At 73.8% G+C, this 24,528-nt stretch carries 18 protein-coding genes; 15 read left to right on the forward strand and 3 right to left on the reverse strand.

The annotated features are described in order from the left end of the window. Positions 1 to 97 precede the first annotated feature (97 nt). On the reverse strand, positions 98 to 313 hold the full coding sequence (locus tag ACFYUS_RS02595; RefSeq protein WP_376588392.1) for a hypothetical protein: 216 nt from the start codon (positions 311 to 313) through the stop codon (positions 98 to 100). Positions 314 to 453: 140 nt separating this feature from the next. On the opposite strand from ACFYUS_RS02595, the gene ACFYUS_RS02600 reads away from it, so the two are divergent. The 12 genes from ACFYUS_RS02600 (at position 454) to moeZ (ending at position 15,035) form a co-directional block, all read left to right on the forward strand. Then, positions 454 to 1,419, forward strand: a complete 966-nt coding sequence (locus ACFYUS_RS02600) for an alpha/beta hydrolase (RefSeq protein WP_388844767.1) — start codon at positions 454 to 456, stop codon at positions 1,417 to 1,419. A gap of 8 nt (positions 1,420 to 1,427) precedes the next feature. Next, the gene (locus tag ACFYUS_RS02605; RefSeq protein ID WP_388844769.1) at positions 1,428 to 2,945 is read left to right on the forward strand and encodes a DUF3152 domain-containing protein; all 1,518 of its coding nucleotides are present in this window, start codon (positions 1,428 to 1,430) and stop codon (positions 2,943 to 2,945) included. Between the two features lie 101 nt (positions 2,946 to 3,046). Next, positions 3,047 to 3,142, forward strand: coding sequence for an Ms4533A family Cys-rich leader peptide (locus ACFYUS_RS02610; protein WP_388844771.1), 96 nt, complete (start codon positions 3,047 to 3,049; stop codon positions 3,140 to 3,142). A gap of 150 nt (positions 3,143 to 3,292) precedes the next feature. Beyond that, on the forward strand, positions 3,293 to 5,020 hold the full coding sequence (locus tag ACFYUS_RS02615) for an ABC transporter substrate-binding protein (protein WP_388844773.1): 1,728 nt from the start codon (positions 3,293 to 3,295) through the stop codon (positions 5,018 to 5,020). After that, positions 5,017 to 5,994, forward strand: a complete 978-nt coding sequence (locus ACFYUS_RS02620; RefSeq protein WP_388844775.1) for an ABC transporter permease — start codon at positions 5,017 to 5,019, stop codon at positions 5,992 to 5,994. Before ACFYUS_RS02615 ends, ACFYUS_RS02620 begins: the two co-directional genes overlap by 4 nt. Then, positions 5,991 to 6,980 carry an ABC transporter permease gene (locus ACFYUS_RS02625; protein WP_388844777.1) on the forward strand — a complete coding sequence of 330 codons (990 nt, stop codon included), beginning with the start codon at positions 5,991 to 5,993 and terminating at the stop codon, positions 6,978 to 6,980. Before ACFYUS_RS02620 ends, ACFYUS_RS02625 begins: the two co-directional genes overlap by 4 nt. Continuing rightward, positions 6,977 to 8,614 (forward strand): ABC transporter ATP-binding protein, encoded by a 1,638-nt coding sequence (locus tag ACFYUS_RS02630; protein WP_388844779.1) that lies wholly within the window; start codon positions 6,977 to 6,979, stop codon positions 8,612 to 8,614. Before ACFYUS_RS02625 ends, ACFYUS_RS02630 begins: the two co-directional genes overlap by 4 nt. 190 nt (positions 8,615 to 8,804) lie before the next feature. Further along, positions 8,805 to 10,499: a glycosyltransferase gene (locus ACFYUS_RS02635; protein WP_388844780.1), complete on the forward strand. Its 1,695-nt coding sequence runs from the start codon at positions 8,805 to 8,807 to the stop codon at positions 10,497 to 10,499. Beyond that, positions 10,492 to 11,958: a hypothetical protein gene (locus ACFYUS_RS02640; protein ID WP_388844782.1), complete on the forward strand. Its 1,467-nt coding sequence runs from the start codon at positions 10,492 to 10,494 to the stop codon at positions 11,956 to 11,958. Before ACFYUS_RS02635 ends, ACFYUS_RS02640 begins: the two co-directional genes overlap by 8 nt. A 129-nt stretch (positions 11,959 to 12,087) precedes the next feature. Further along, positions 12,088 to 13,059 (forward strand): NAD-dependent epimerase/dehydratase family protein, encoded by a 972-nt coding sequence (locus tag ACFYUS_RS02645; RefSeq protein WP_388844783.1) that lies wholly within the window; start codon positions 12,088 to 12,090, stop codon positions 13,057 to 13,059. Beyond that, on the forward strand, positions 13,047 to 13,793 hold the full coding sequence (locus ACFYUS_RS02650) for a spherulation-specific family 4 protein (RefSeq protein WP_388844785.1): 747 nt from the start codon (positions 13,047 to 13,049) through the stop codon (positions 13,791 to 13,793). The genes ACFYUS_RS02645 and ACFYUS_RS02650 overlap by 13 nt, the downstream gene beginning before the upstream one ends. Before the next feature lie 63 nt (positions 13,794 to 13,856). Beyond that, positions 13,857 to 15,035, forward strand: a complete 1,179-nt coding sequence (gene moeZ / locus ACFYUS_RS02655) for an adenylyltransferase/sulfurtransferase MoeZ (RefSeq protein WP_388844787.1) — start codon at positions 13,857 to 13,859, stop codon at positions 15,033 to 15,035. 62 nt (positions 15,036 to 15,097) lie between these two features. Here the strand turns inward: moeZ and ACFYUS_RS02660 are convergent, their stop codons facing one another. Both ACFYUS_RS02660 and ACFYUS_RS02665 read right to left on the reverse strand, forming a co-directional pair. Continuing rightward, positions 15,098 to 16,672, reverse strand: coding sequence for an alpha/beta hydrolase (locus ACFYUS_RS02660; RefSeq protein ID WP_388844789.1), 1,575 nt, complete (start codon positions 16,670 to 16,672; stop codon positions 15,098 to 15,100). A 97-nt stretch (positions 16,673 to 16,769) separates the two neighbouring features. Next, entirely contained in the window at positions 16,770 to 19,412 is a 2,643-nt protein-coding gene (locus ACFYUS_RS02665; RefSeq protein ID WP_388844791.1) for a lysylphosphatidylglycerol synthase domain-containing protein, read from the reverse strand. A gap of 153 nt (positions 19,413 to 19,565) precedes the next feature. Here ACFYUS_RS02665 and ACFYUS_RS02670 point away from each other — a divergent pair, with 153 nt between their 5' ends. From ACFYUS_RS02670 to ACFYUS_RS02680, 3 genes are all read left to right on the forward strand, one after another. Continuing rightward, the gene (locus ACFYUS_RS02670) at positions 19,566 to 19,985 is read left to right on the forward strand and encodes an MGMT family protein (protein ID WP_388844793.1); all 420 of its coding nucleotides are present in this window, start codon (positions 19,566 to 19,568) and stop codon (positions 19,983 to 19,985) included. A 188-nt stretch (positions 19,986 to 20,173) separates the two neighbouring features. Continuing rightward, positions 20,174 to 23,563 (forward strand): ATP-dependent helicase, encoded by a 3,390-nt coding sequence (locus tag ACFYUS_RS02675; RefSeq protein WP_388844794.1) that lies wholly within the window; start codon positions 20,174 to 20,176, stop codon positions 23,561 to 23,563. 89 nt (positions 23,564 to 23,652) lie between these two features. Beyond that, positions 23,653 to 24,483: a hypothetical protein gene (locus ACFYUS_RS02680; protein WP_388844796.1), complete on the forward strand. Its 831-nt coding sequence runs from the start codon at positions 23,653 to 23,655 to the stop codon at positions 24,481 to 24,483. Positions 24,484 to 24,528: the final 45 nt, after the last annotated feature.

Raw genomic sequence — 24,528 nt, forward strand, 5'->3', positions numbered from 1 at the left:
GGCTGTGCGCGGTGCGAACGCAGAATTTCACGGACCGGACGCCTTGGTCGACAGTCACTTCAAGATTAAACCGAACAAATCGGCGGGAGCCGTCTGCTCAGCGGTAGTCGTCCTCGTCGAGGGCGACCACCCGCGCCTGCTCGGACGCGTCGGCCTCGTTCGCCGAGTCGCGCTCCAGATGGGTGGGCTGCTCGTCCTCGCGCTGCTGCAGTTCGGTGTGCTGCTCGGCGGCGTCGGCCTCCGGGATCTCCTGGTCCAGCACGACGACCTCTTCCTCGGTGAATGTGTCCGGCTCGCTCGGATCGACAGTCATGCGGTTCCTTCCGGGGACGCGGGTCGCGGTGCTCCCGATGGCCCTCTCTTTGAGCCTAGGAGCGAACGCGCCATGCCGCATACGCACCTGTGACCGCACCCACACACGTCGGCGCGTGATCGTCTCGTAATATTGCGGCCATGTCCTCGACCGAGCTGCCGGAAACCCGGACCGCCGCCGCCTCGCCCGCGGTGCCGCTCCGCACCGTACGGGTCGCCGACGGCGAGGAGCTCCGCTCCGTCGCGCTGCCCGGACTCACCCTCACGGTGCGCGCCCGGCCGGGGACCCGGCCCGGACTGCCGCCCGCGCTGTACGTCCACGGCCTCGGCGGCTCCTCGCAGAACTGGTCCGACCTCATGCCGCTGCTCGCGGACGTCGTGGACGGCGAGGCGGTCGACCTGCCCGGCTTCGGGGACTCCCCGCCGCCGGACGACGGCAACTACTCCGTCACCGGGCACGCCCGCGCCGTCATCCGGTTCCTGGACGCCGCCGGACGCGGACCGGTCCACCTCTTCGGCAACTCGATGGGCGGCGCCGTCGCCACCCGGGTCGCCGCCGTCCGGCCCGATCTGGTCCGCACCCTCACCCTCGTCTCCCCGGCCCTGCCCGAGCTGCGCGTCCAGCGCTCCGCCTGGCCCACGGCGCTGCTCGCGGTGCCGGGCGTCGCCTCGTTCTTCGCGAAGCTCACCAAGGACTGGACGGCCGAGCAGCGGGTGAAGGGCGTCCTCTCCCTTTGTTACGGGGACCCCGGCCAGGTCAGCGAGGAGGGCTTCCGGCACGCCGTCGAGGAGATGGAGCGGCGCCTGGAGCTCCCGTACTTCTGGGACGCCATGGCCCGCTCCTCGCGCGGCATCGTCGACGCGTACACCCTCGGCGGGCAGCACGGGCTGTGGCGGCAGGCCGAGCGGGTCCTCGCCTCGACGCTCCTCGTCTACGGCGGGCGCGACCAGCTCGTCTCGTACCGGATGGCCCGCAAGGCGGCCGCCGCCTTCCGCGGCTCGCGCCTGCTGACCCTCCCCGAGGCGGGGCACGTGGCGATGATGGAACACCCGGAGGCGGTCGCCCAGGCCGTCCGGGACCTGATCGCCGACGACGGCGGGAGCTGATCCGGGGCGTGGGACGACACAGCCGCAAGGGCTCCACCCCCTCGACGCCCGCTCCCGGGCAGCCGACGGGCGCCACCACCCCACCCGCTTCGACGGGCCCACCCCCCGGCACGGGCCGCCGCCGCCGAACCGCACCCGGCCCCGGCGAGGCGACGACATCGACGACGGGGTACGGGACCCCCGCGTACGGGACCCCGGCGCACGGCACTCCCCAGTACGGGACCCCCGCGCACGGGACCCCGGCGTACGGGCCCTCCGCGCAGGGCGCGCCGGCGCAGGGTGCCCCCGGTTCCCGTCCGCCGCGTCACGCGACTCCGGCGCACGGGACGCCGCAGTACGGCACTCCCGCGCACGGCACTCCTCCGTACAGGACCCCGGCGAAGGGGGCCCCGGCACACGGGACTCCCGCGCACGGCGTCCCGCAGTACGGGCCCTCCACGCAGGGCACCCCGGCGCACGGCACGCCCGTCTACGCGGGCGGGGCCGCCCAGGCGATCGGGACCCCCGCGCGGGGTGTTCCCGGGGCCGTGCGGGGTGGGCACCCGCAGCACGACGAGGTTGCCGCCCCGCGGCCCATGCCGTCCGGGCGGCGGAACGGCGGGCCGCGGGTCGCCGTGGCCGAACGGGCCGATGTGCAGGCGCCGTTCATTCCGGGGCCCCGCAGGGAGGACGAGGGGGAGGGGTCCGGGGCGGAGGCTCCGGGCACCCGGGGTGGTCTCGGGCGGACCCTCACCGGTGTCGCGGCGGCGGCCGTCGCCACCGTTCTCGCCGTCGTCGTCGCGGGGCAGGTCGGTGACCGGGGGGAGAGCCCGTCGGCCGCCCGTGCGGCGGAGGGGTCGGCCGAGCGGCCCGCGGAGGACAGGCCCGCCTCGCGTTCCGACGACCGGGCCGTTCCGACGGCGCCGGCGCCGACCGTCGCCCCGCCGACGTACGAGCAGCTGATGACCCGGCAGTTCCCGATCGATCCGAAGTTGAAGGGCTCCGGGGAGTTCGAGGCCGTGCAGGGCTTCGAGAAGGCGCCGGGGAAGGGGAAGGTGGTCCGGTACCGGGTCGACGTGGAGAAGGGGATCGGTCTCGACGGGAAGCTGTTCGCCGACGCCGTGCAGAAGACCCTCAACGACAGGCGTAGCTGGTCCGGCCAGGGGGAGATGACCTTCGAGCGCGTCTCCGGCGGCGATCCGCAGTTCGTGATCACGCTCGCCAGCCCGGGGACGACCGGCGAATGGTGCAAGAAGTCCGGGCTCGACACCACCATCGACAATGTCTCCTGCGATTCGGCCTCCACCCAGCGCGTGATGATCAATGCGTTCCGCTGGGCGCAGGGCTCGGTCACCTTCGGTCCGAAGGCGATGTACGCCTATCGCCAGATGCTCATCAATCACGAGGTCGGACACCGGCTCGGGCACGGACATGTGAGCTGTCGCACAGAGGGCGCGCTCGCCCCCGTGATGCAGCAGCAGACGAAGTCCCTGGACATCGACGGGATCAAGTGCCGCCCCAACCCCTGGGTGTACCCGACGAGTTGACGGGTCGTCCGAATCGACTGGGTCCACATTCCGAGACGGGCGTCTCGGAATGGCGGGTATGCGCGTTGACATCGCTCACGCGTTCGTCCATATTTCTCGGCATGTCGCACCGTCACGCCGTTTCCGATAGCGCCGCCCTTGAGCTGGCGCTCTTCGGCGTGACCGGACACTCCGTCGCCGACATTCTCTGTAGCTGACGCAGCCCGAGCGCTCGTCGGCCTTTTCCTTTTTCGCCGCGCCCGGGTTTTCTCGTTCCCGCAGGCGTCGCCACCCCCTTTCGGGCTTTTCCCGTGCCTGCGGAATTCGCTTTCCCTTTCCCGCAGTTCACCCCGAGAGGTCTCCTTCCGATGCGTCATTCGTCCGTCATCTCGCGCCGCGTGGCAGCGGCCGCCGTCAGTGTCGTCCTGGCCTCGGGCGCCGCCGCCTGCGGCCCCGAGGACGCCGGCGCCAAGGGCGGTACCTCCGGCAAGGCCGCGGGCGCTCCGCAGAAGGGCGGCACGCTGACCGTCCTCAACAACGAGGCCCAGACCGACTTCGACCCGGCCCGCCTCTACACCTCCGGCGGCGGCAACGTCCCCTCCCTCGTCTTCCGCACGCTCACCACCCGCAACCGCGAGGCGGGCGCCGCCGGCACCCAGGTCGTCCCCGACCTCGCCACCGACACCGGCCGCCCCAACAAGGACGCCACCGAGTGGACGTACACGCTGAAGGAGGGCCTGAAGTTCGAGGACGGGACGCCCATCACCAGCGCCGACATCAAGTACGGCATCGAGCGCTCCTTCGCGGCCGAACTCTCCGGCGGCGCCCCCTACCTGCGCGACTGGCTCATCGGCGGCGACACGTACCAGGGCCCCTACAAGGACGAGAAGGGCCTCGCGTCGATCGTCACCCCCGACGCCCGGACCATCGTCTTCAAGCTGAAGAAGCCCGAGGGCGAGTTCCCCTTCGTCGCCACCCAGACCCAGTTCGCCCCCGTCCCGAAGGCCAAGGACGCCGGCGCCAAGTACGAGGAGCACCCCGTCTCCTCCGGCCCGTACAAGGTCGTGAAGAACGAGAACGACGGCGAGCACCTCGTCCTGGAGCGCAACGAGCAATGGGACCCCAAGACCGACGAGGAGCGCAAGGCCTACCCGGACAGGATCGACGTCAAGTCCGGGCTCGACGAGGCCGTCATCAACCAGCGCCTCGCCACCTCCTCCGGCGCCGACTCCGCCGCCGTCACCACCGACACCAACCTCGGCCCCGCCGAACTCGCCCAGATCGGCTCCGACAAGGCGCTCGCCGCCCGCGTCGGCACCGGCCACTTCGGCTTCACCAACTACCTCGCCTTCAACCCGAAGGTGAAGCCCTTCGACAACCCGAAGGTCCGCCAGGCCATCTCGTACGCGGTCAACCGCACCAGCGTCGTCAACGCCGCCGGCGGCTCCGCGCTCGCCGAGCCCGCCACCACCTTCCTGCCCGAGCAGAAGGCCTTCGGCTTCACGCCGTACGACCACTTCCCGGCCGGGAAGACGGGCGACCCGGCCAAGGCCAAGGAGCTGCTCAAGGAGGCCGGTTACCCGAACGGGCTCACCGTCACCCTGCTGCACTCCACCGCCCAGAACCGCGCCACCAGCCCCGAGATCGCCACCGCCGTCCAGGAGGCCCTCGGCAAGGCCGGCATCACCGTCAAGCTCGACGGGCAGGAGCCCAACTCCTTCAACGAGAAGCGCTGGAGCGTCAAGGACGCCCCCGGCTTCTTCCTCTCCCGCTGGGGTGCCGACTGGCCCGCCGGCGGCCCGTTCCTCGCGCCGATCTTCGACGGACGCCAGATCGTCACCAACGGCTCCAACTACAACCACGCGCAGCTGAACGACCCGGCGGTCAACAAGGAGATCGACGAGATCAACAAGCTGACCGACCTCAAGGCCGCCGCCACCCGCTGGGGCGCCCTCGACGAGAAGATCGGCGAGCAGGCCCTCGACGTGCCGCTCTTCCACCCGGTCTACAAGCGGCTCGTCGGCAAGGACATCAAGAACGTCGTCATCAGCGACTGGACCGGCGTCCTCGACATCTCGCAGGTCTCGGTCAAGTGACCACGCTGACCGACGCCCCGGCGCCCGCGGCGGGCCTTCCCGCCGCGGGCGCCGCCCGGCAGGTGTGGCGACGGCTGCGCACCCGCCCGGCCGCCCTCGCCGCCTCCGCCGTCCTCGCCCTGCTCGTCCTGCTCGCCGTCGCCGCGCCGCTGCTCGCGGCCCTCGCCGGCCAGGACCCGCACACGTACCACGACGAGCTCGTCGACTCCGCCCGCGGCGGCGTCCCGTACGGCTCCTTCGGCGGGATCAGCGCCGAGCACTGGCTCGGCGTCGAACCCGGAACCGGCCGCGACCTGTTCGTCCGGCTCCTGTACGGCGCCCGGATCTCGCTGCTCGTCGCCCTCGGCGCCACCGTCGTCCAGGTCCTGATCGGACTGCTCGTCGGCCTCGCCGCCGGACTCGGCAACCGCTGGGTCGACGGCGTCCTCGGCCGGATCACCGACGTCTTCCTCGCCCTGCCGTTCCTCGTCCTCGCCATCGCGCTCACCGCCGTCGTCCCCCGCGACTTCCCGCGCCCGCTGCTGCTCGTCCTGGTCATCGGACTGCTCGGCTGGGCCGGCACCTCCCGGATCGTGCGCGCCCAGACCCTCACCCTCAAGGGCCTCGACTTCGTCGCCGCCTCCCGGCTCACCGGCTCGGGGCGGTGGCGGACGGCCCGGCGCGAACTGCTGCCCTCGCTCGCCGCCCCCGTCATCACGTACGCGGCGATCCTCGTCCCCACCAACATCGTGGTCGAGGCCTCGCTCTCCTTCCTCGGCGTGGGCGTCACCCCGCCCACCCCGTCCTGGGGGCAGATGCTGTCCACCGCGCAGACCTGGTTCCGGGCCGACCCGGCGTACGTGCTGCTCCCGGCCGGACTGCTCTTCACGACCGTGCTCGCCTTCACCGTCCTCGGCGACGCCGTCCGCACCGCCCTCGACCCGCGCGAGGCCGGCCGGCTCGGCGTGGGCACGCGAAAGGAGACCTCCCGATGACCCGCTACGTCCTGAAGCGGCTCGCGGGCGCCGCGCTCGTCCTCCTCGCGCTCTCCGTCCTCGTCTACGCGCTGTTCTACGTCGCGCCCGGCGACCCCGCCCGGCTCGCCTGCGGCGAACGCTGCAACCCGCAGCAGATCGCCCAGGTCCGCGAGCAACTCGGCCTGAACCAGAGCGTGTTCGCCCAGTACCTGCACTTCCTCCAGGGCGTCTTCGCCGGCCGCGAGTACTCCACCGGCACCGGCGTCCTGCACTGCGAAGCGCCCTGCCTCGGCCTGTCGTACCAGACCGACCAGCAGGTCACCGAGGTCATCCTGGACCGGCTGCCCGCCACCGCCTCGCTCGCCCTCGGCGCCATGGTGATCTGGCTCCTCGTCGGCATCGGCACCGGGCTGCTCTCCGCGCTCCGCCGCGGCGGGCTCACCGAGCGGACCCTCACCGTGCTCACCCTCGCCGGCACCGGCACGCCCGTCTTCATCCTGGGCCTGCTGCTGCTCATGGCCGTCTGTGCCTACCTCCAGTGGCTGCCCTTCCCGACGTACGTGCCGCTCGGCGAGGACCCCGAGCAGTGGGCCTGGAACATGCTGCTGCCCTGGCTCACCCTCGGCTTCTTCGAATCCGCCAAGTACGCGCGGCTCACCCGGAGTTCCACCCTGGAGACGCTCGCCGAGGACCACATCCGCACCTTCCGCGCGTACGGGGTGGGGGAGCGGTCCGTCGTCGCCCGCCACGCCCTGCGCGGCGCCGTGCCGCCGGTCATCGCGCTCAGCGCCGTCGACCTCGGCACCATGTTCGGCGGGGCCGTGCTGACCGAGTCGCTCTTCGGCATCCCCGGACTCGGCAAGACCCTCATCGACGGCGTCCGCCACATCGACCTGCCGATCGTCGTCGGCATCGTGCTCGTCACCGGGGTCGCCGTGGTCCTCGCGAACGTCGTCGCCGACCTCCTCTACGCCCTCGCCGACCGAAGGGTCGCCCTGACATGACGCCGCACACCACCACCCCGCTCGTGGAGGTCGACCGCCTCACCGTCGAGTTCGAAGGCGGCACCCGGGCCGTCGACGGCCTCTCCTTCACCCTCGGCGAGGGCCGCGCGCTCGCCCTCGTCGGCGAGTCCGGCAGCGGCAAGTCCACCGTCGCCGGCGCCCTCCTCGGCCTCCACCGCGGCACCGGCGCACGGGTCGGCGGCTCCGTGCGGGTCGACGGCATCGACGTCGCCACCGCCGGGCCCGCGGAGCTGCGCAGGCTGCGCGGTGGAGTGGCGGCGATGGTCTTCCAGGACCCGCTGTCCGCCCTGGATCCGTACTACTCCGTCGGCGACCAGATCGCCGAGGTATATCGGATCCATCATCCTGGATCCAGAAAGGCCGCCCGCGCCCGCGCCGTCGACGTCCTCGACCGGGTCGGCATCCCCGACGCGGCCCGCCGCTCCCGCTCCCGCCCCCACGAGTTCAGCGGCGGCATGCGGCAGCGCGCCCTGATCGCCATGGCCCTCGCCTGCGAGCCGAAACTCCTCGTCGCCGACGAACCCACCACCGCCCTCGACGTCACCGTGCAGGCGCAGATCCTCGACCTGCTCCACGAACTGCGGCGCGAGACCGGCACCGCGCTGCTCCTCGTCACCCACGACGTCGGCGTGGCCGCCGAGAGCGTCGACGAGGTGCTCGTCATGCGCGACGGACGCGAGGTCGAACGCGGCCCCGTCGCCGGGGTGCTCGGCACGCCCTCGGAGCCGTACACCCGGACGCTCCTGTCCGCCGTGCCCCGGCTCGACGGACCGGCCCGGACCCCCTCCGCGAAGGGGGAGACGCTGCTCGAAGCGGTCGACCTGCGGCGGGAGTTCGGGCGGGGCAAGGACAGGGTGACCGCCGTCGACGGAGTCTCCCTCGCCGTCCGCGCCGGCGAGACCCTCGGCGTCGTCGGCGAGTCCGGCAGCGGCAAGACCACCCTCGGCCGGATGCTCGTCCGGCTCCTCGACCCGACCGGCGGCGAACTCCGGTACGGGAAGACGGAGATCGGCTCCCTGCCGGAGCGGGAGCTGCGCCCGTACCGCCGCGAACTCCAGATGGTCTTCCAGGATCCGGTCGCCTCCCTCAACCCGCGCCGCTCCGTCGGCGAGTCGATCGCCGACCCGCTGCGCGTGGCGGGGGAGCGGGACGAGACCCGGATACGCGCCCGGGTGCGGGAGCTGCTCGACCGGGTGGGGCTCGACCCCGACCGGTACGAGGCCTATCCGCACGAGTTCAGCGGCGGCCAGCGGCAGCGCGTCGGCATCGCCCGCGCCCTCGCCGCCGAACCCCGGCTGATCGTCTGCGACGAACCCGTCTCCGCGCTCGACGTCACCACCCAGGCCCAGGTGACCGCGCTGCTCGCCGAGCTCCAGGCCGAACTCGGCCTCGGGCTCGTCTTCATCGCCCACGACCTCGCGGTCGTCCGCCAGGTCAGCGACCGGGTCGCGGTCATGCGCGCGGGCCGGATCGTCGAACAGGGCACCGCCGACGAGGTGTACGGGGCGCCCCAGGACCCGTACACCCGGCAGCTGCTCGCCGCCGTCCCCTCGCTCGACCCGGTCCTCGCGGCGGAGCGCCGGGAACGGCGCCAGGAGCTGGCCGTCGCCTGACCCTCCGTGAGCGTTCTGACGCGTAGCGCGACAGAACGCGACCGCGGTGGGAAAGTTACGTGCATTCACCCCTTCCGGTGGTGCGACGGACAACCGTCCGTCGCACCACCGGTGTCTCCGCTTACGTTCCTCCCGATGCGAGTCGCCGGGCCGACGGTGACCGCCGTCAAGGGAGATCGGGGGTGCGCGCGTGCGGATCGGACTGCTCACGGAGGGTGGCTACCCGTACGCCACCGGTGAGTCCGGACGCTGGTGCGAACGGCTCGTGCGCGGGCTCGGACAGCACCGGTTCGACCTCTACGCCCTCGGCCGGGCCGGCACCCCGCTGCCCCTGCCCCCGAACGCCCGCGTCGCCCGCACCGCCCCGGCGCAGCACGGTCCCGACGAGCCCCTCACCTCCCGCCGGGCCTACGGCCGCCACGAGCGGCGCCGCTTCATCGAGGCCTACCAGCGGCTCGCCACGGGGCTCTGCGCGGAGGACGAGGAGACGCCCCTCGCCGGGGCCGCCCCCGCCGGGAGGTCCCTCACGGAGAGGGCCTTCACCGGGGCCGCTCCCGCCGAGGCCGCCCTCCCCGGGGCCTCCTTCGCCGAAGGGCTCTACGCCCTCGCCGAACTCGCCCGGGAGCGCGGCGGACTGCCCGGCGCGCTCCGCTCCGACGACGCCGTCCGCGCGCTGGAGTCCGCCTGCCGCGCGCCCGGCGCGCGCCGGGGCGCGGCCGCCGCCGGGCTCCGCGACCACCTCGCCTTCGCCGAGCACCTGGAGCGGGCCCTGCGCCCCCTCTCCCTCGACTGGTACGGGGAGGACGCGCTCGGCGCGGCCGACCTCTGCCACGCCGCCGCCGGAGGCACCACCGCCCTCCCCGGGCTGCTGGCCAAACGCTTCTTCGGCACCCCGCTGCTCGTCACCGAGTACGGCGTCCCGCTGCGCGCCCACTACCTCTCGGCGGCCGGCGCCGACCGCTCCGCCCCCCTCCGCACCCTGCTCGCCGCCCTCCACGGCCGGCTCGCCGCCGAGATCTACCGGCAGGCCGCCCTCCTCACCCCGGGCAACGCCCACGCCCGCCGCTGGCAGGAGAAGTGCGGCGCCGACCGGGCCCGCATCCGCACCGTCCACCCCGGCATGGCCGCCGACCGCTTCGCCGAGGTCGGCGAGGACGAGGAGAGCGGCGACCCCGCCACCCTCGTCTGGGTCGGCCGGGTCGAACCCGCCAAGGACCTCATCGGCCTCCTCCACGCCTTCGCCGAGATCCGGGCCCGGCAGCCCGACGCCCGGCTGCGGATCGTCGCCGTGCCGGTCGGCGAACCGGCCGCCGGCGCGTACCTCACGTACTGCAAGGGGCTCGCGGCCCAGCTCTTCCCCGACGAGGCCGCCGGGGCGCACGCCGTCGGCGAGAACCCCGTCACCTTCGAGGAGCTCGGCGGGCCGGAGGCGCCCACCCTGGAGGACACCTACGCCTCGGGCGCGCTCGTCGTCATGTCGAGCCTCGTCGAGGGCTTCCCCGCGAGCCTCGTCGAAGCGATGTTCTGCGCACGGGCCACCGTCTCCACCGACGTCGGCGCCGTCGTCGAGATCATCGGCGGCACCGGCCTCGTCGTCCCCCCGCGCAACCCCCGGGCGCTCGCCGACGCCTGCCTCGCGCTGCTCCGCGACCCCGAGCGCCGCCACCGGCTCGGCGCCGCCGCCCGCGCCCGCGCGCTCGAACTCTTCACGGTCGAACAGAACCTCGCCGCGTTCCGCGGCATCTACCTCGAACTCCTCTCCCACGCGCCGGTGCGCCACCGCCCCGGGGACGGCGTCCCCTTCGCCCACCCGGCCGAGGCCCATGTGCCGGGCAGTTGGGCGCACAAGGCCGTGGCCACGGGGACAGGAGCCCCCGATGCCTGAAGGAGGCACCCCCATGCGCGGCCCCGCCGCCCCGACGAGCCCCGGAGCCTGGGACGCCCGCTCCGAAGCCCTCCTCGGCACCCCCGCCCTCACGCCGTCCGGCACCCTCGACCTCCGCGCCCCCGCCCCCGAGGACCCCGTCGAGGCCGCCCCCTCCGGGATAGCCCCGACCCCGGGGACGGCCTGGACCGCCCCGGAACCGGTGCCGGACGCCCCGGAACCGGCGGATGCCGTGGCCGGTGCCGCGCCGGGCACCGACGACACCCGGCACCGGGCCGTACCGGCCGGGCCCGGCGCGGGCGGTGCGCCGGAGGCGACCACGGCGACAGCCCCGGCCCCCGGCCCCGCCGCCCCGCCACTCGCCCCCACCCCCGCGGCACCCGGCCCCGCCTCCACCGCCCCCCGCCCCCGCCGCGGAACCGCCGACCCCGTCAAAGTCCTCATGCACCGTCACCGGGAGCTCTGCGAGCGGGCCGTCGACCCGCTGGAGATCGCCGCCGGGCTCGAAGCGCAGGGGTTCACCGACCGGACCGCCGCGCGGTTCCGCCACCGGGACGTGTTCTCGCTCGCGGAGGAGCTGTACGCGCGCGTGTCGCGCGGGCAGGAGAAGCCCGGACCCGTCGTGGCACCCGAACCGGCCCGCGTGCCCTGGGTGCTCGCCGCGTTCGCGCCCGGTGGGGTCGCCGGGCTCACCGGGATCGGGCTCGCCCTCAGCTACGGACCCGTGCGCCTGGCCGTGGGGGCGGTCGGGGCGCTCGCCCTCGGCGGGGCGCTGTTCCTCGCCGTCCGGCGGGGGCCCTTCCGCGCGCCCGACGGGGGGACCGTTCCCGCCGCCCGGCTCTGGACCCTCTGGCTCCTGGCGTACGCGGCCGGCGGCGACGGACTCCTCGGGGAGGTCCTGAGCGGCGGCCCCGACGGGCCCTGGGCGCTGAGCCCCGCACCCCTCCTGGGGCTCGCCCTCGCCGTCGCGCCCGCCGCCTGGGGGGCGCACCTCTTCGCCCGGCGGGCCCGCCGCCGGATCGCCGACAGCCGGGGCCTGGCCGACTTCGCCGCCGCCACGCGGCCGCTGCTCCTCGGCACCGTGACCTTGCAACTCCTCGCCCTCGCGGGGCTGCTCGCCCTCACCGGGCTGCTCGCCCTCACCGGGTTCAGCTCCGGCGCCCTGGCCCTCGGCGCGCTCCTCCTGCTGGCCCGGCTCCTCACCGTCCACGGCTTCCCCGAGACGGCCGCCGCCGCCCTCGCCACCGCCAGTGCGGGCGAGGCGCTCGCCCTCGCGAGCGTCCTCGCCGCCCGAGTCCCCGTCCCCGGCTTCGACGCGCTCGCCACCCCGGTGCGGGCCCTCGTCGGGGCCTGGGGGCCCGGGGCCGTACCCACCCTCGTCTGCGGCGCCGTCGCGCTCGGCCTGCTGGCCCACGCGACCGGTGCCCTCACCCGGGCCTCGGCCCACGTCACCCCCTGAACCCCGCCCACCCGCGGAGCCGACGCCGCGGGCGTGCCCCGTCACCTCTCTCTCATCACCCGCAAGGAGACCGAAGACCATGACCCCTCAAGCCCAAGCACCGGCCGGTCGGCACGTAGGGGCCGCACGATGAGGGTGCTACTGCTCGGAGCCAACGGCTTCATCGGCCGCTTCGTCGCCGACCGGCTGCTCGCCGATCCGGCCGTCCACCTCACCGCGCTCGGCCGGGGCGACGACGCCGACGTCCGCTTCGACCTCGCCTCCGGCAGCCCCGGAGCCCTCACCCGCTTCCTGGACGCCGTCCACCCCGGGGTCGTCGTCAACTGCGCCGGAGCCACCCGCGGCGGCGCCCGCGAGCTGACCCGGCACAACACCGTCGCCGTCGCCACCGTCTGCGAGGCCCTGCGCCGCAGCGGCTGCGGCGCCCGGCTCGTCCAGGTCGGCTGCGCCTCCGAGTACGGGCCCAGCCAGCCCGGCTCCTCCACGGCCGAGGACGCGATCCCGCGCCCCGGCGGCCCGTACGGCGTGTCCAAGCTCGCCGCGACCGAGCTGGTGCTCGGCTCGGGCCTCGACGCCGTCGTCCTGAGGGTCTTCTCGCCCGTCGGGCCCGGCACCCCCGCCGGCTCCCCGCTCGGCCGCCTCGCCGAGGCGATGCGCCGCGCGATGCAGGCCGGGGACGGCGAGCTCAAGCTCAGCGGCCTCGGCGTGCAGCGGGACTTCGTCGACGTACGGGACGTGGCGCGGGCCGTCCACGCCGCCTCCCTCTCCGCCGCCCAGGGCGTCGTCAACATCGGCACCGGCCGCGCCGTCCGGCTCCGGGACGCCGCAGCCGTCCTCGCCCGGGTCGCGGGCTACGCCGGCAACCTGAACGAGCTGGACGGCCCGCACGGCATCCCGCAGCGGCCCATGATCGGCGCCCCCCGCACCGAGGGGACCATCGCCGACCAGCTGGCCTCCGCCCCGTACCCGTACCCCGACGGCTGCGGACCCTGGCAGCAGGCCGACGTCCGCACCGCCCGCGACCGGCTCGGCTGGCGGCCCCGGATCAACCTGGAGGAGTCCCTCGCCGACATCTGGATGGAGGCGGCGTGTCGCATCTGACGGCGACCACGGCCACCGGGGCCGTCCAGGCGCTGGGCTTCGGCGTCCCCGGCTACGCCCATCCGCTGCTCGCCCCCGTCGAATGGGCCGAGCTGACCCGCCCCGGGACCCCCCTGCATTGGGCGGTGCTCAACGTGGCGGAGGGCCCGGGGACCCGGCCGGACCCGCACTGCCTGGAGGCGGCCGGGAAGCTCCGTGACGCCGGGGGCAAGGTCCTCGGACACCTGGACCTGGCGTACGGCTCCCGGCCCCTCGGGGAACTCGTCTCGGACGCCCACCGCTTCCTCGACTGGTACAAGGTCGGCGGCTTCTACCTCGACCGGGCCCCCGCCGACCGGGCGGACCTGGCCGGGACGCGTCGGCTGACCGCGACCCTGGAGGCCGTCCTCGGCGGCGAGGCCCACCTCGTCCTCGGCCACGGCACCCACCCCCACCCGGGGTACGCCGAGGCCGCCGACCAGCTGGTGACCTTCGCCGGCTCCTGGGTGGACTACCGCTGGTCGCAGGTGGCGGAGTGGACCGCCGAGTACACGGAGGCCAAGTTCGTCCACCTCGTCCACGGCGTCCCGCGCACCCACCTCGACGAGGCCCTGCGGATCGCGCGCTGGCAGGGGGCGGGAACGATCTTCTTCACCGATCGCGCCGGCCGCCCGGGACAAAGCGACCAATTCCACACCCTGCCCGGCTACTGGGACGAAATCGTCTCGCGGATCGGAACAGGTGTCTCGGAATGAGAAGGGGCGTGGCAGTGTTACGGGAAGAACAACCGTACTGACATACCGACCACCGGAGTCCCCGTGTCGCTGCCACCCCTGGTCGAGCCGGCTGCCGAGCTCACCGTAGACGAGGTCCGCAGGTACTCCCGCCACCTGATCATCCCGGACGTCGGGATGGACGGGCAGAAGCGGCTGAAGAACGCCAAGGTGCTGTGTGTCGGCGCCGGCGGCCTCGGCTCCCCGGCACTGATGTACCTGGCCGCCGCCGGCGTGGGCACGCTCGGCATCGTGGAGTTCGACGAGGTCGACGAGTCGAACCTCCAGCGCCAGATCATCCACAGCCAGGCCGACATCGGCCGTTCCAAGGCGGAGTCCGCGAAGGACTCGGTCCTCGGCATCAACCCGTACGTGAACGTGATCCTCCACGAAGAGCGGCTCGAAGCCGAGAACGTGATGGACATCTTCAGCCAGTACGACCTGATCGTCGACGGCACCGACAACTTCGCCACCCGTTACCTGGTGAACGACGCCTGTGTGCTGCTGAACAAGCCGTACGTCTGGGGCTCGATCTACCGCTTCGACGGCCAGGCCTCCGTGTTCTGGTCCGAGTACGGCCCCTGCTACCGCTGCCTCTACCCGGAGCCCCCGCCGCCGGGCATGGTCCCGTCCTGCGCCGAGGGCGGCGTCCTGGGCGTGCTGTGCGCGTCCATCGGCTCCATCCAGGTCACCGAGGCCATCAAGGTCCTGGCCGGCGTGGGCGACCCGCTGGTCGGCCGCCTGATGATCTACGACGCCCTGGAGATGCAGTACCGCCAGGTCAAGGTCCGCAAGGACCCGAACTGCGCGGTCTGCGGCGAGAACCCGACCGTCACCGAGCTCATCGACTACGAGGCCTTCTGCGGCGTCGTGTCCGAGGAGGCCCAGGAGGCGGCGCTCGGCTCGACGATCACTCCCAAGCAGCTCAAGGAGTGGATCGACGAGGGCGAGAACATCGACATCATCGACGTCCGCGAGCCGAACGAGTACGAGATCGTCTCGATCCCGGGCGCGCGTCTGATCCCGAAGAACGAGTTCCTGATGGGCAACGCCCTCCAGGACCTCCCGCAGGACAAGCGGATCGTCCTGCACTGCAAGACGGGTGTCCGCAGTGCGGAAGTCCTCGCGGTGCTGAAGTCCGCGGGCTTCGCGGACGCGGTCCACGTCGGCGGCGGCGTGATCGGCTGGGTCCACCAGATCGAGCCCGAGAAGCCGGTCTACTAGAAGCAGTGGACGGAAGGCCCCGGACCTGAGGTCCGGGGCCTTCCGTCCGTGTACGGGGCCGGTCACTTGCAGACCGTGGCCGAGGCCGGGACCTTGCCCGCCAGGAGATAGTCGTCCACCGTCTTCTTCACGCACGTGCTGCCGCTGTTGTAGGCGCCGTGGCCCTGGCCCTCGTACGTCACCTCCACGCCGACGCCCTCGCCGAGCGCCTTCACCATCGACCGGGCGCCCTCGTACGGCGTCGCCGGGTCGCCGGTGTTCCCGACGACGACGATCGGCGCCGAGCCCGGCGCCGAGACGTCCGGGTGGTCCCAGAGCCCGGGCACCGGCCACTGCGAGCAGCTCGCGAGCGCCCAGCCCATGTAGTCGCCGAAGACGGGGGAGGCCTCGCGGAACTGGCCGAGCCGCTCCTTCGCCTGGCCCAGGGTGTAGCGCTCCTTGAAGTCCACGCAGTTGATCGCGGCGTTCGCGGCCTGGATGTTGCTGTACGAGCCGTTCTCGCCGCGCCCGTTCATCGAGTCGGACAGGGAGAGCAGCAGCGCCCCGTCGCCGCCGTCGGCCGCGTCGAGCCCCTGCTCCAGATACGGCCAGAACTCCTTCGAGTACAGGGCCTGCGCGATGCCGTTGGTGGCCTGCGTCTGGGTGAGCTTGCGGTCGCCGATGCCGGGGATCGGCTCCTTGTCGAGGGCCGCGAGGAGGTCGGTGATCCCCGCCTCGATCTCGGTGACGCTGGTGCCGGGCAGGGAGCACGCGTCGCCGCGGTCCACACAGTCCTGGGCGAAGTTGTCCAGCGCGAGCTGGAAGCCCTTCGCCTGGCCGAGGGCGCCGTCCTCGACGCCCGCGTCCGGGTCGACGACCGCGTCGAAGACGGCCCGGCCCACGTTCTTGGGGAACATGTGGGCGTAGACGCCGCCGAGTTCGGTGCCGTACGAGATGCCGAAGTAGTACAGCTTCTCGTCGCCGAGGACCTGGCGCATCAGGTCCATGTCGCGGGCCGCGTTCTCGGTGCCGACGTGCGGCAGGGCCGCGCCCGCGTCCCGCTGGCAGCCCTTCGCGTACCGCTTCTGCGCGTCGGACAGCGTCCGCTCCTCCGCCTCGTCGTCGGGCGTGAAGTCCAGGGCGTAGTAGGCGTCGAGCTCCTTGTCGGTGGCGCACTCGACGGGGTCGCTGCGGCCGACCCCGCGCGGGTCGAAGGAGACCAGGTCGTAGCGGCTGCGCAGGGTCTCGTAGTCGGCGGCGAAGCCGGGCAGCGCGGTGACGCCGGAGCCGCCGGGCCCGCCGAAGTTGAAGACGAGCGAGCCGATCCGCCGGGCGCTGTCCCGGGCCCTGGCCCGGATGAGGGCCAGTTCGATGGTCTCGCCCTCCGGCACCGACCAGTCGAGCGGCGCCTGGAGGAAGGAGCACTCCCAGACGGTGCCCCCGGGCAGCGGGGAGGGCGCGGCCCCACCGCCCTCCGCCGCGGACGGAGCCGGGCAGGGCGCCCACGACAGCTTCTGCGACGCCAGCGCCGAGAGCCCCGCCGAACCGCTCGGCGTCACCGCGTCCGCCGCCTTGTCTCCCCCACCCGAGCACCCGGCGGCGAGCAGCACGGTGGTGGCGGTGAGCAGAGCGGCGCGCTGGGCGGCGGAGATCGGCATAGGCCCATCGTGTGCCGCCGTCCCCGCCCCCGCGCGGGACGGGGGGCCAACCGGGTGGGCGCCGTGGCCCGTCCGCCGGATCAGGGTCGGACGGGTCCTAGAGCGCTTCCCTCTTCGTCAGCCAGTTGAAGCAGATCCACCCCGGCAGCACCGGGAGCCACAGCGTCAGCAGGCGGTAGAGGAGCACCGCCGGGGTCGCGACCTCGATGGGCAGGCCCACCGCGACCAGACCGAGGGTGAGCGCGCCCTCGACCGCGCCGACGCCGCCGGGGGTCGGCGCAGCCGAGCCGAGCGCGTTGCCCGCGAGGAAGACGACGGCCACGCTCGCGTAGCTGAGCGTCGTGCTCCCGTGCCCGAAGGCGCGGATCGAGGCGTCCAGGCAGAGCACGAACGCGCCGGTGAGGAGCAGCATCCCGCCGATGCCGGTCGCCAGCTTCATGGGCCGCTGGAGCACGTCCAGCATGCGCGGTACGACACCGGCGAAGAGCGAGCGCAGCCGTGTCGACACGAACTTGCGCATGAACGGGATCGCCGTCACCACCAGGACGAGGACCGCGACCGTCAGCAGGCCGGCGATGACGGTCCTCGACGGGGTGAAGGACTGCGACTTCTCCGTGCCCGTCAGATAGCCGAAGGACAGCAGGAGCGTGATGTGCACCCCGAGCTGGACGAGCTGCGAGGCGCCGACGCTCGCCACGGCGAGCCCCGGGCGCACCCCGCCGCGCTGGAGGAAGCGGGTGTTCAGCGCGACGCCGCCGACCGCCGCCGGGGCGACGATCTTCACGAAGGAGCCGGCGACCTGCGCCGCCGCCGTCCGCCAGAACCCGACCCGCTCCGGCACGAACCCGAGCAGGGCCATCGCCGCCGCCACATAGCTGATCGCGGAGAACACCACGGCGGCCGCCACCCAGCGCCAGTCCGCCTCGCTGACCGTCGACAGCGGCGTACGGGCGATCTGCGAGAGCAGGAAGTACGCGGCGACCGCGCCCGCGATCAGGCTGACCAGGGTCCGCGGCTTGATCCGTTCCAGGCGGACCGGCTCCACCGGGGCCTGCGGGCGGATCAGCAGCACCTGCTGCCGGATCTGCGCGAGCAGGTCCTCCTCGCGGGCCTCGTCGAGCGCGGTGTCGAGGGCCCGCTTCTCGGCCTTCTTGTCCGCCTTCTTCTCGGCCTTCGTCTCCGCCCGTACGGCCTTCCGGCCCGCCGCCGCCTCGGCCTTGGCGAGCTCCCGCTCGTGCTTGGCCGCCTCCGAGGCCGCGAGCACGGCCTCCCGCTCGCGCGCGGACCGCTCCCGCGCCAGTTTCCGCAGCGTCGCGCGCGTGGAGCGGCTCAGCGCGATCGGCTGGAGCAGCGGCAGGCAGTCGGCGACGGCGTCCGGGCCGAGGACCTCGACGGCCGCGGCGACCGCCCGCTCCGCCCCGATCCGCAGACCCAGGGTGGTGAGCAGCTGGGCGATGTCCATCCGCAGGACCAGGTCTCCGGCCGCGATCTCGCCGCCCCGCAGATCGGTGAGGATGACCTTGCCGGAACGATCCACCAGGATCGCGTCCCCCGTGAGCCTGCGGTGCGCGATCCGCCGCGACTGCAGCGCCCGGACCTGCCGCCAGGCGCCGTGGACCAGCTCGTCGGTGATCTCGGCGTCGTCGAGAGAGTCCAGGCTCCGGCCGCCGATGTGCTCGTAGACGAGTATCACCGCGTCCGGGCCGAGCTCCGAGGTGGCGATCAGCTTCGGCGCGTTCGCCCCGGCGGCGATCGCCGCGTAGGCGAGGAGCGCCTCCTGCTCCAGGGCCTGGCGCAGCGAGACGATCGAGCGGCGGGTGGTGATCGTCCGCAGGGTGATCCGCCGCCACGCGCGGTAGAAGAAGCCGTGCGCCTGCTGCTCCCGGTCGACGACGGTGACGTCGAGCGGCGGCCCGTCCTCCAGGGTCACGATGTACCGGCGGCCCCGGTCCCCGCTGTCCGCCGTCTCGGGCACGCCCTCGGCGCGCAGCGCGGTCACCGGCCGGAAGCCGACCCGGCGCAGGCCGGCGAGGAGGGTCTGCCCGGTGGGCCGGACGTTCGGCGAGCCGACGGCGTAGAGCGTGCCGTACGCCACCGTCCAGCCGATCAGGACGGTCAGGATGATCGAGAGGGCGGTGGTGTAGCCCGCCACCAGCATCGTGAAGGCGTCGAGCAGCAGCACCGCCCAGAGCGACACCCGCCAGCGGGGCCTGCGGGCCATGCCGACGGCGGTCATGTACGCGATGACCGGGGCGAGGTAGTTGTGCACCGGGTCCGTCAGGCCGCCGCCGGACTGCGGCTGGGTCAGCGCGTCCTGGATGGTGCTGGGCGCGGCCTGGGCGACCCAGAGGTCGGTGGCGAGGGTGACGCCGTGCGCCAGGACGGCGGCGAGGACGCCGTCCGCGATGCGCAGCCCGTCGCGTTTGATCAGCCGCTCGATGGCGAAGGCGACCGGCACGAGCAGGACGGCGATGGACGAGACGAGACCGGCGATCTTGACGAAGACGTCCGGGGCGCCGACCGCGCCCTTGTTGATGTCCTCCTCCAGGCCCGAGGTCGTGCCGTGGGCGAAGGCCGCGACGGCGATGACGAGCCCGATCGCGAGCAGACCGACGAGCAGCCGCATCAGGTCGGAGGGCCGGTGGACACGGGCGGCGAGCAGCGGCTCGTCACCGGAGACCTTCTCGGGCACGTCGGGCTGAGCCTCCTCAGGAGGCCGCTTGTCCTGCCCCATCACCATGTCCGTCTCTGCATGTGCGTCGTGTCGTTCTTGTTCTCGTACGTGTCGCTCTTGATCTCGTATCACCAGTCACCGCCCGGACGATGGTGGCACGAAGAGCTGCCGCGCGGAGGCATCAGGGCCATCTCGGTGCGGTGAGGCAGGATGGGGCGGATGAGCATGGAGGAACCTGTGGGGGAGACCGTCGGGGAGCCCGGAGAGCTGCCCGAGTACGCGGAGCGGGTGCTCGACGTCGCCGACGCGATCCCTCCCGGCCGCGTCATGACCTACGGCGACGTGGCCGAGTGGCTGGGCGAGGGCGGACCGCGCCAGGTCGGCCGGGTCATGGCCCTGTACGGCGGAACGGCCCCTTGGTGGCGCGTGGTCCGCGCCGACGGCACGCTGCTCCCGGGCCACGAGCTGCGGGCCCTCGGACACTACCGCGAGGAGGGCACCCCGCTGCGCGCGGCGGGCCCGGCGGCCGAGGGGCACGTACCGCGCATCGACATGCGGCGGGCCCGCTGGGACGGGGGTGCGGGGGAGGGCGGAGGCACCGGCGGAGGCGCCGGTCGGGGTGCCGGAACTCACACCTGAGGAAGCCGCCCCGGTGGGCAGGGGCGGGACCCCGGCCCGGACCGGGCGGCGGGGGTGGACGCGGTACGGAGTGCGGCTCGTCGACGGTCCGCTTCGCGTAACGTCGTCGTTCGCTTCTCCCGAGGCGGCGGCCACGGCACACGGCCGCCTCACCCGCACCACCACACCCACCAGGACCGGCGAACCACGTGAGCTCCTCCTCCACCACCCGGCATACGCCGCCGCACCAGGGACAGCCGTACCCGGGTCCGGGTCGGCAGCGGACCCCGGGCGCGTACCGACTGGTGCGCACCACGCCGGCCCCGCTGGATCCCCCTCAGCTGGACGCAGTCCAGCGGCAGGTGGTTGACCACACCGGCGGACCTCTCCTCGTCCTCGCCGGACCCGGCACCGGCAAGACGACCACGCTGGTCGAGGCCGTCGCCGCCCGCATGGAGAACGGCGCCGACCCCGAACGCCTCCTCGTCCTCACCTTCAGCCGCAAGGCCGCCGTCGAACTCCGCGACCGCATGGCCACCCGGCTCGGCGGCCGCCGCCCGCCGCAGGCGACGACCTTCCACTCGTACTGCTACGCCCTGATCCGCGCCCACCAGGACGCCGAGCTCTTCGCCGAACCCCTCCGGCTCCTCTCCGGACCCGAGCAGGACCTCGCCGTCCGCGAGCTCCTCGCCGGTCAGATCGACCTGGAGAAGGCGGGCCTCGGCGGCGTCCGCTGGCCCGACGAACTCCGCGCCTGCCTCACCACCCGGGGCTTCGCCGACGAGGTACGGGCCGTCCTCGCGCGCTCCCGCGAGCTGGGCCTCGGACCGGACGCGCTCGCCCGCTTCGCCGACCGGGTCGGCCGCCCGGACTGGAAGGCGGCGGCCGGCTTCCTCGCCGAGTACCTCGACGTCCTCGACCTCCAGGGCGTCCTCGACTACGCGGAGCTCGTCCACCGCGCCGTACCGATCGCCCGGGACACCCGCCTGCCCGCGTACGACGCGATCTACGTCGACGAGTACCAGGACACCGACCCCGCACAGGTCCGGCTGCTGCACGCGCTCGCGGGCGGCGGCCGCGGCACGGTCGTCGCCTTCGGCGACCCCGACCAGTCCATCTACGCCTTCCGCGGCGCCGACGTGAACGGCATCCTCGACTTCCCGTCCGCCTTCGGCGGCGCGGCCGTCCACGTCCTCCGCACCTCCCGCCGCTCCGGCGCCGAGCTCCTCGGGGCGACCCGCCTCCTCGCCCAGCGGATGCCGATGCCCCGGCTCCCCGCCGACAAGGTCCGCGCCCACCGCGAACTCGCCCCGGTGCGGGACGGCGGCCGGGCGGAGGCGTACACCTACCCCACGGCCTCGGCCGAAGCCGAGAACATCGCCGACCTGCTGCGCCGCGCCCACCTGGAGGACGGCGTCCCCTGGCAGGACATGGCCGTCCTCACCCGCGCCTCCTCCTCCCTCCCCTCCCTCCGCCGCGCCCTCACCTCGGCCGGAGTCCCGGTGGAGACGGACGCGGCGGACACCCCCCTGCGCCACGAACCGGCGGTGACGCCGCTGCTGCTCGCGCTGAGGGCGGTGGCAACCGTGGCGGGCAGGCGTTCCGCCGAGTCGGACCAGGCCGCGGGCATGCTTTCCGCAGGGGCGGAACGGGTGGGCGCGAACCACGACGGCGCCGCACCCGCCCCGGACGCCGAGCCCGCACCAGAGGTGGACGACACCCCCGACTGGCTCCCCGTGGACACCGCCCTGGAGCTCCTCGCCTCCCCCCTCGCGGGGGTGGACCCGGCCGACCTCCGCCGCCTCGGCCGCGCCCTGAGGGACGAAGAGCGCGCCGCGGGCAACAAGGTCCCGCCTCCCTCCGACGTCCTCCTGGCAAGGGCCCTCGCCGAACCCCGGCGCCTCGCCGTGCACGACCCGGCCTACGCCAAGGGCGCGCAGCGCCTGGGGAAGCTCCTCCAGGAGGCCCGCGCCCTGCTCGACGCCGGCGGCACCGCCGAGGAGGCCCTCTGGGTGCTCTGGCAGGGCACCCCCTGGCCCGGCCGCCTGGAGCGCGCCGCCCTCCGCGGCGGCCCGGCCGGACGCAACGCCGACCGTGACCTCGACGCCGTCTGCGCCCTCTTCGAGACCGCCGCCCGCGCCGAGGAGCGCGTCGGCGGCCGGGGCGTCCTCAACTTCCTCGAAGAGCTCGACGCCCAGGACATCGCCGCCGACACGCTCACCCGCCGGCACACCCGCCCGGACGCGGTCCGCCTCATGACCGCCCACCGCTCCAAGGGCCTGGAGTGGAGCTTCGTCGTCGTCGCCGGCGTCCAGGAGGGCCTCTGGCCGGACCTGCGCCGCCGGGGCTCCCTCCTCGAAGCCGACCGCATCGGCCGCGACGGCCTCGCCGAACCGCTCACCCCCGGCGCCCTCCTCGCCGAGGAGCGGAGGCTCTTCTACGTCGCCGCCACGCGCGCGCGTGACCGGCTCGTCGTCACCGCCGTGAAGGCCGCCGCCGAGGACGGGGACCAGCCGTCCCGGTTCCTCACCGAGCTCGGCGAGGAACCGAAGGACGTCCCGGGCCGCCCCCGCCGCCCGCTCGCCGTCTCCGCCCTGGTCGCCGAGCTCCGCGCCACCACCGTCGACCCGGAGGCCTCCCCCGAGCTCCGGGAGGCGGCCGCCGACCGGCTCGCCCGGCTGGCCGCGCTCACCGACGACGAGGGCCAGCCGCTGGTGCCGGCCGCGCACCCGGACCGCTGGTGGGGCCTGTTCGAGCCGACGCGCAGCCCGGCGCCGCTGCGCGAGCGCGACCGGCCGGTGGCGCTGTCGCCGAGTTCCCTGGAGAACCTCGTCGGGACCTGCTCCCTCCAGTGGTTCCTGGGCCGCGAGGTCAAGGCGGCGGCCCCCGCCACCGCCGCCCAGGGCTTCGGGAACGTCGTCCACGTCCTCGCCGACGAGGTCGCCTCCGGGCGCACCCCGGCCGACCTCGACGTCCTCATGGCACGCCTGGACTCCGTCTGGGACGCCCTCGCCTTCGACGCGCCCTGGAAGTCGGCGCAGGAGAAGCAGCACGCGCGCGTGGCCCTCGAACGCTTCCTGAGCTGGCACGTCATGGACCGCGGCGGCCGCACCCCCGCCGCCTCCGAGCACGACTTCGACGTGACCCTGGAGGCGGGGGAGTACGAGGTCCGCATCCGCGGCTCCATGGACCGCGTGGAGACCGACGAGCACGGGCGCGCGTACGTCGTCGACTTCAAGACCGGGAAGTCGGCCCCCACCAAGGACGAGGTCGCCCACCACCCGCAGCTCGCCGTCTACCAGCTCGCGGTGCGGGAGGGCGCCCTCGACGAGGTCTTCGGCGGCGACCGCCCGGAGCCGGGCGGCGCCGAGCTCGTCCAGCTGCGGCAGGCCGCCCCGAAGAAGGAGGGCGGCGACGCCCTGCCGAAGGTCCAGGCGCAGGAGCCGCTGACCGGGGAGTGGGTCGGCGAGCTGCTCGCGAACGCGGCGGGCCGGGTCCTCGACGAGCGGTTCACCCCGAGCACCGGCCAGCACTGCACGACCTGCTCCTTCCGGGCCTCGTGCAGCGCCCAGCCGGAGGGCCGCCAGGTCGTCGACTGACGCCCGCGCCTCACCCGCGCGGAGTAGCGGGCACGCGCGCGCGGGGCGACCCTGGTGGGCAGGGGTGTCGGGAACGCGAGGAGGCTCGCATGGCGTCCCACCGAAAGCTCCGCGCCGCGGCAGTGGTCTGCGCCGTCGTCGTCACGGGTTCCGCGCCGGTCACGTCCTGGGCGGCGACCACCGGCCCGGCGGCCGCCCCACCCGGCGCGGTGACACCCGCCCTCGCTCCCACCCCCACCCCTTCCCCGGACCCCTTCGCGGGCCTCACCGCCGACGAGATCGGCGACCGGGCCGTGACCGCCACCCAGTCCGCGAAGTCCCTGCGCATGACCGGGAAGGTCGTCAGCGAGGGGCAGCCGCTCGGCATCGACTTCGCCGTCAACGACAACGACGAGTGCACCGGCCTGATCAAGATCAAGGGCGGCGCCGCCGAACTGCGCCGGGTCGACCACATCACCTACCTGAAGGGCGACGAGGCCTTCTGGCGGGCCTCCATGACCTCCCAGGGCATGCCGGAGCCGCAGATCACGGTCACCATCGAACTGATCAAGGGCCGCTGGCTGAAGATCGCCCCCGGACAGGCGGGCAGCCAGGACCTCGGCGGCGTCTGCGACCTGAAGTCGCTCCTCTCCGACCTGGGCAAGGACAAGGAGCAGCGCCGGGGACTGACCCGGGGACCGGACGGCAAGGTCGGCACCACCCCCGTCGCGACCCTCGTGAAGAAGAAGCCGGACGGCGAGACGGCCACCGTGTCCGTCTCCGAGCAGGGCAAGCCGTACATCCTGAAGATGGTCAAGACGGGCGGCGACGAGCCCGGCGCGATCGTGCTCTCCGACTACGACAAGCCGGTCGACGTGAAGGTCCCGCCGGCCGACGAGACGGTGGACCTCTCGAAGCTGGACAGCGGCGTGCCCGCGTGACACCCCAGGTCGGGGCCGTGCGGGACCGGAATGTCAGTCGGCCCC

Source organism: Streptomyces sp. NPDC004284, from assembly GCF_042874035.1.
Classification (GTDB): domain Bacteria; phylum Actinomycetota; class Actinomycetes; order Streptomycetales; family Streptomycetaceae; genus Streptomyces.

Excerpts from the sequence above, each read along its gene's own strand:
- ACFYUS_RS02670 (WP_388844793.1), top strand. The coding sequence starts at position 19,566 with ATGAGCATGGAGGAACCTGTGGGGGAGACCGTCGGGGAGCCCGGAGAG.
- ACFYUS_RS02660 (WP_388844789.1), bottom strand. The coding sequence starts at position 16,672 with ATGCCGATCTCCGCCGCCCAGCGCGCCGCTCTGCTCACCGCCACCACC.
- ACFYUS_RS02640 (WP_388844782.1), top strand. The coding sequence starts at position 10,492 with ATGCCTGAAGGAGGCACCCCCATGCGCGGCCCCGCCGCCCCGACGAGC.
- ACFYUS_RS02615 (WP_388844773.1), top strand. The coding sequence starts at position 3,293 with ATGCGTCATTCGTCCGTCATCTCGCGCCGCGTGGCAGCGGCCGCCGTC.
- ACFYUS_RS02610 (WP_388844771.1), top strand. The coding sequence starts at position 3,047 with ATGTCGCACCGTCACGCCGTTTCCGATAGCGCCGCCCTTGAGCTGGCG.
- ACFYUS_RS02645 (WP_388844783.1), top strand. The coding sequence starts at position 12,088 with ATGAGGGTGCTACTGCTCGGAGCCAACGGCTTCATCGGCCGCTTCGTC.
- ACFYUS_RS02680 (WP_388844796.1), top strand. The coding sequence starts at position 23,653 with ATGGCGTCCCACCGAAAGCTCCGCGCCGCGGCAGTGGTCTGCGCCGTC.
- ACFYUS_RS02625 (WP_388844777.1), top strand. The coding sequence starts at position 5,991 with ATGACCCGCTACGTCCTGAAGCGGCTCGCGGGCGCCGCGCTCGTCCTC.
- ACFYUS_RS02665 (WP_388844791.1), bottom strand. The coding sequence starts at position 19,412 with ATGGTGATGGGGCAGGACAAGCGGCCTCCTGAGGAGGCTCAGCCCGAC.
- ACFYUS_RS02630 (WP_388844779.1), top strand. The coding sequence starts at position 6,977 with ATGACGCCGCACACCACCACCCCGCTCGTGGAGGTCGACCGCCTCACC.
- ACFYUS_RS02600 (WP_388844767.1), top strand. The coding sequence starts at position 454 with ATGTCCTCGACCGAGCTGCCGGAAACCCGGACCGCCGCCGCCTCGCCC.
- ACFYUS_RS02595 (WP_376588392.1), bottom strand. The coding sequence starts at position 313 with ATGACTGTCGATCCGAGCGAGCCGGACACATTCACCGAGGAAGAGGTC.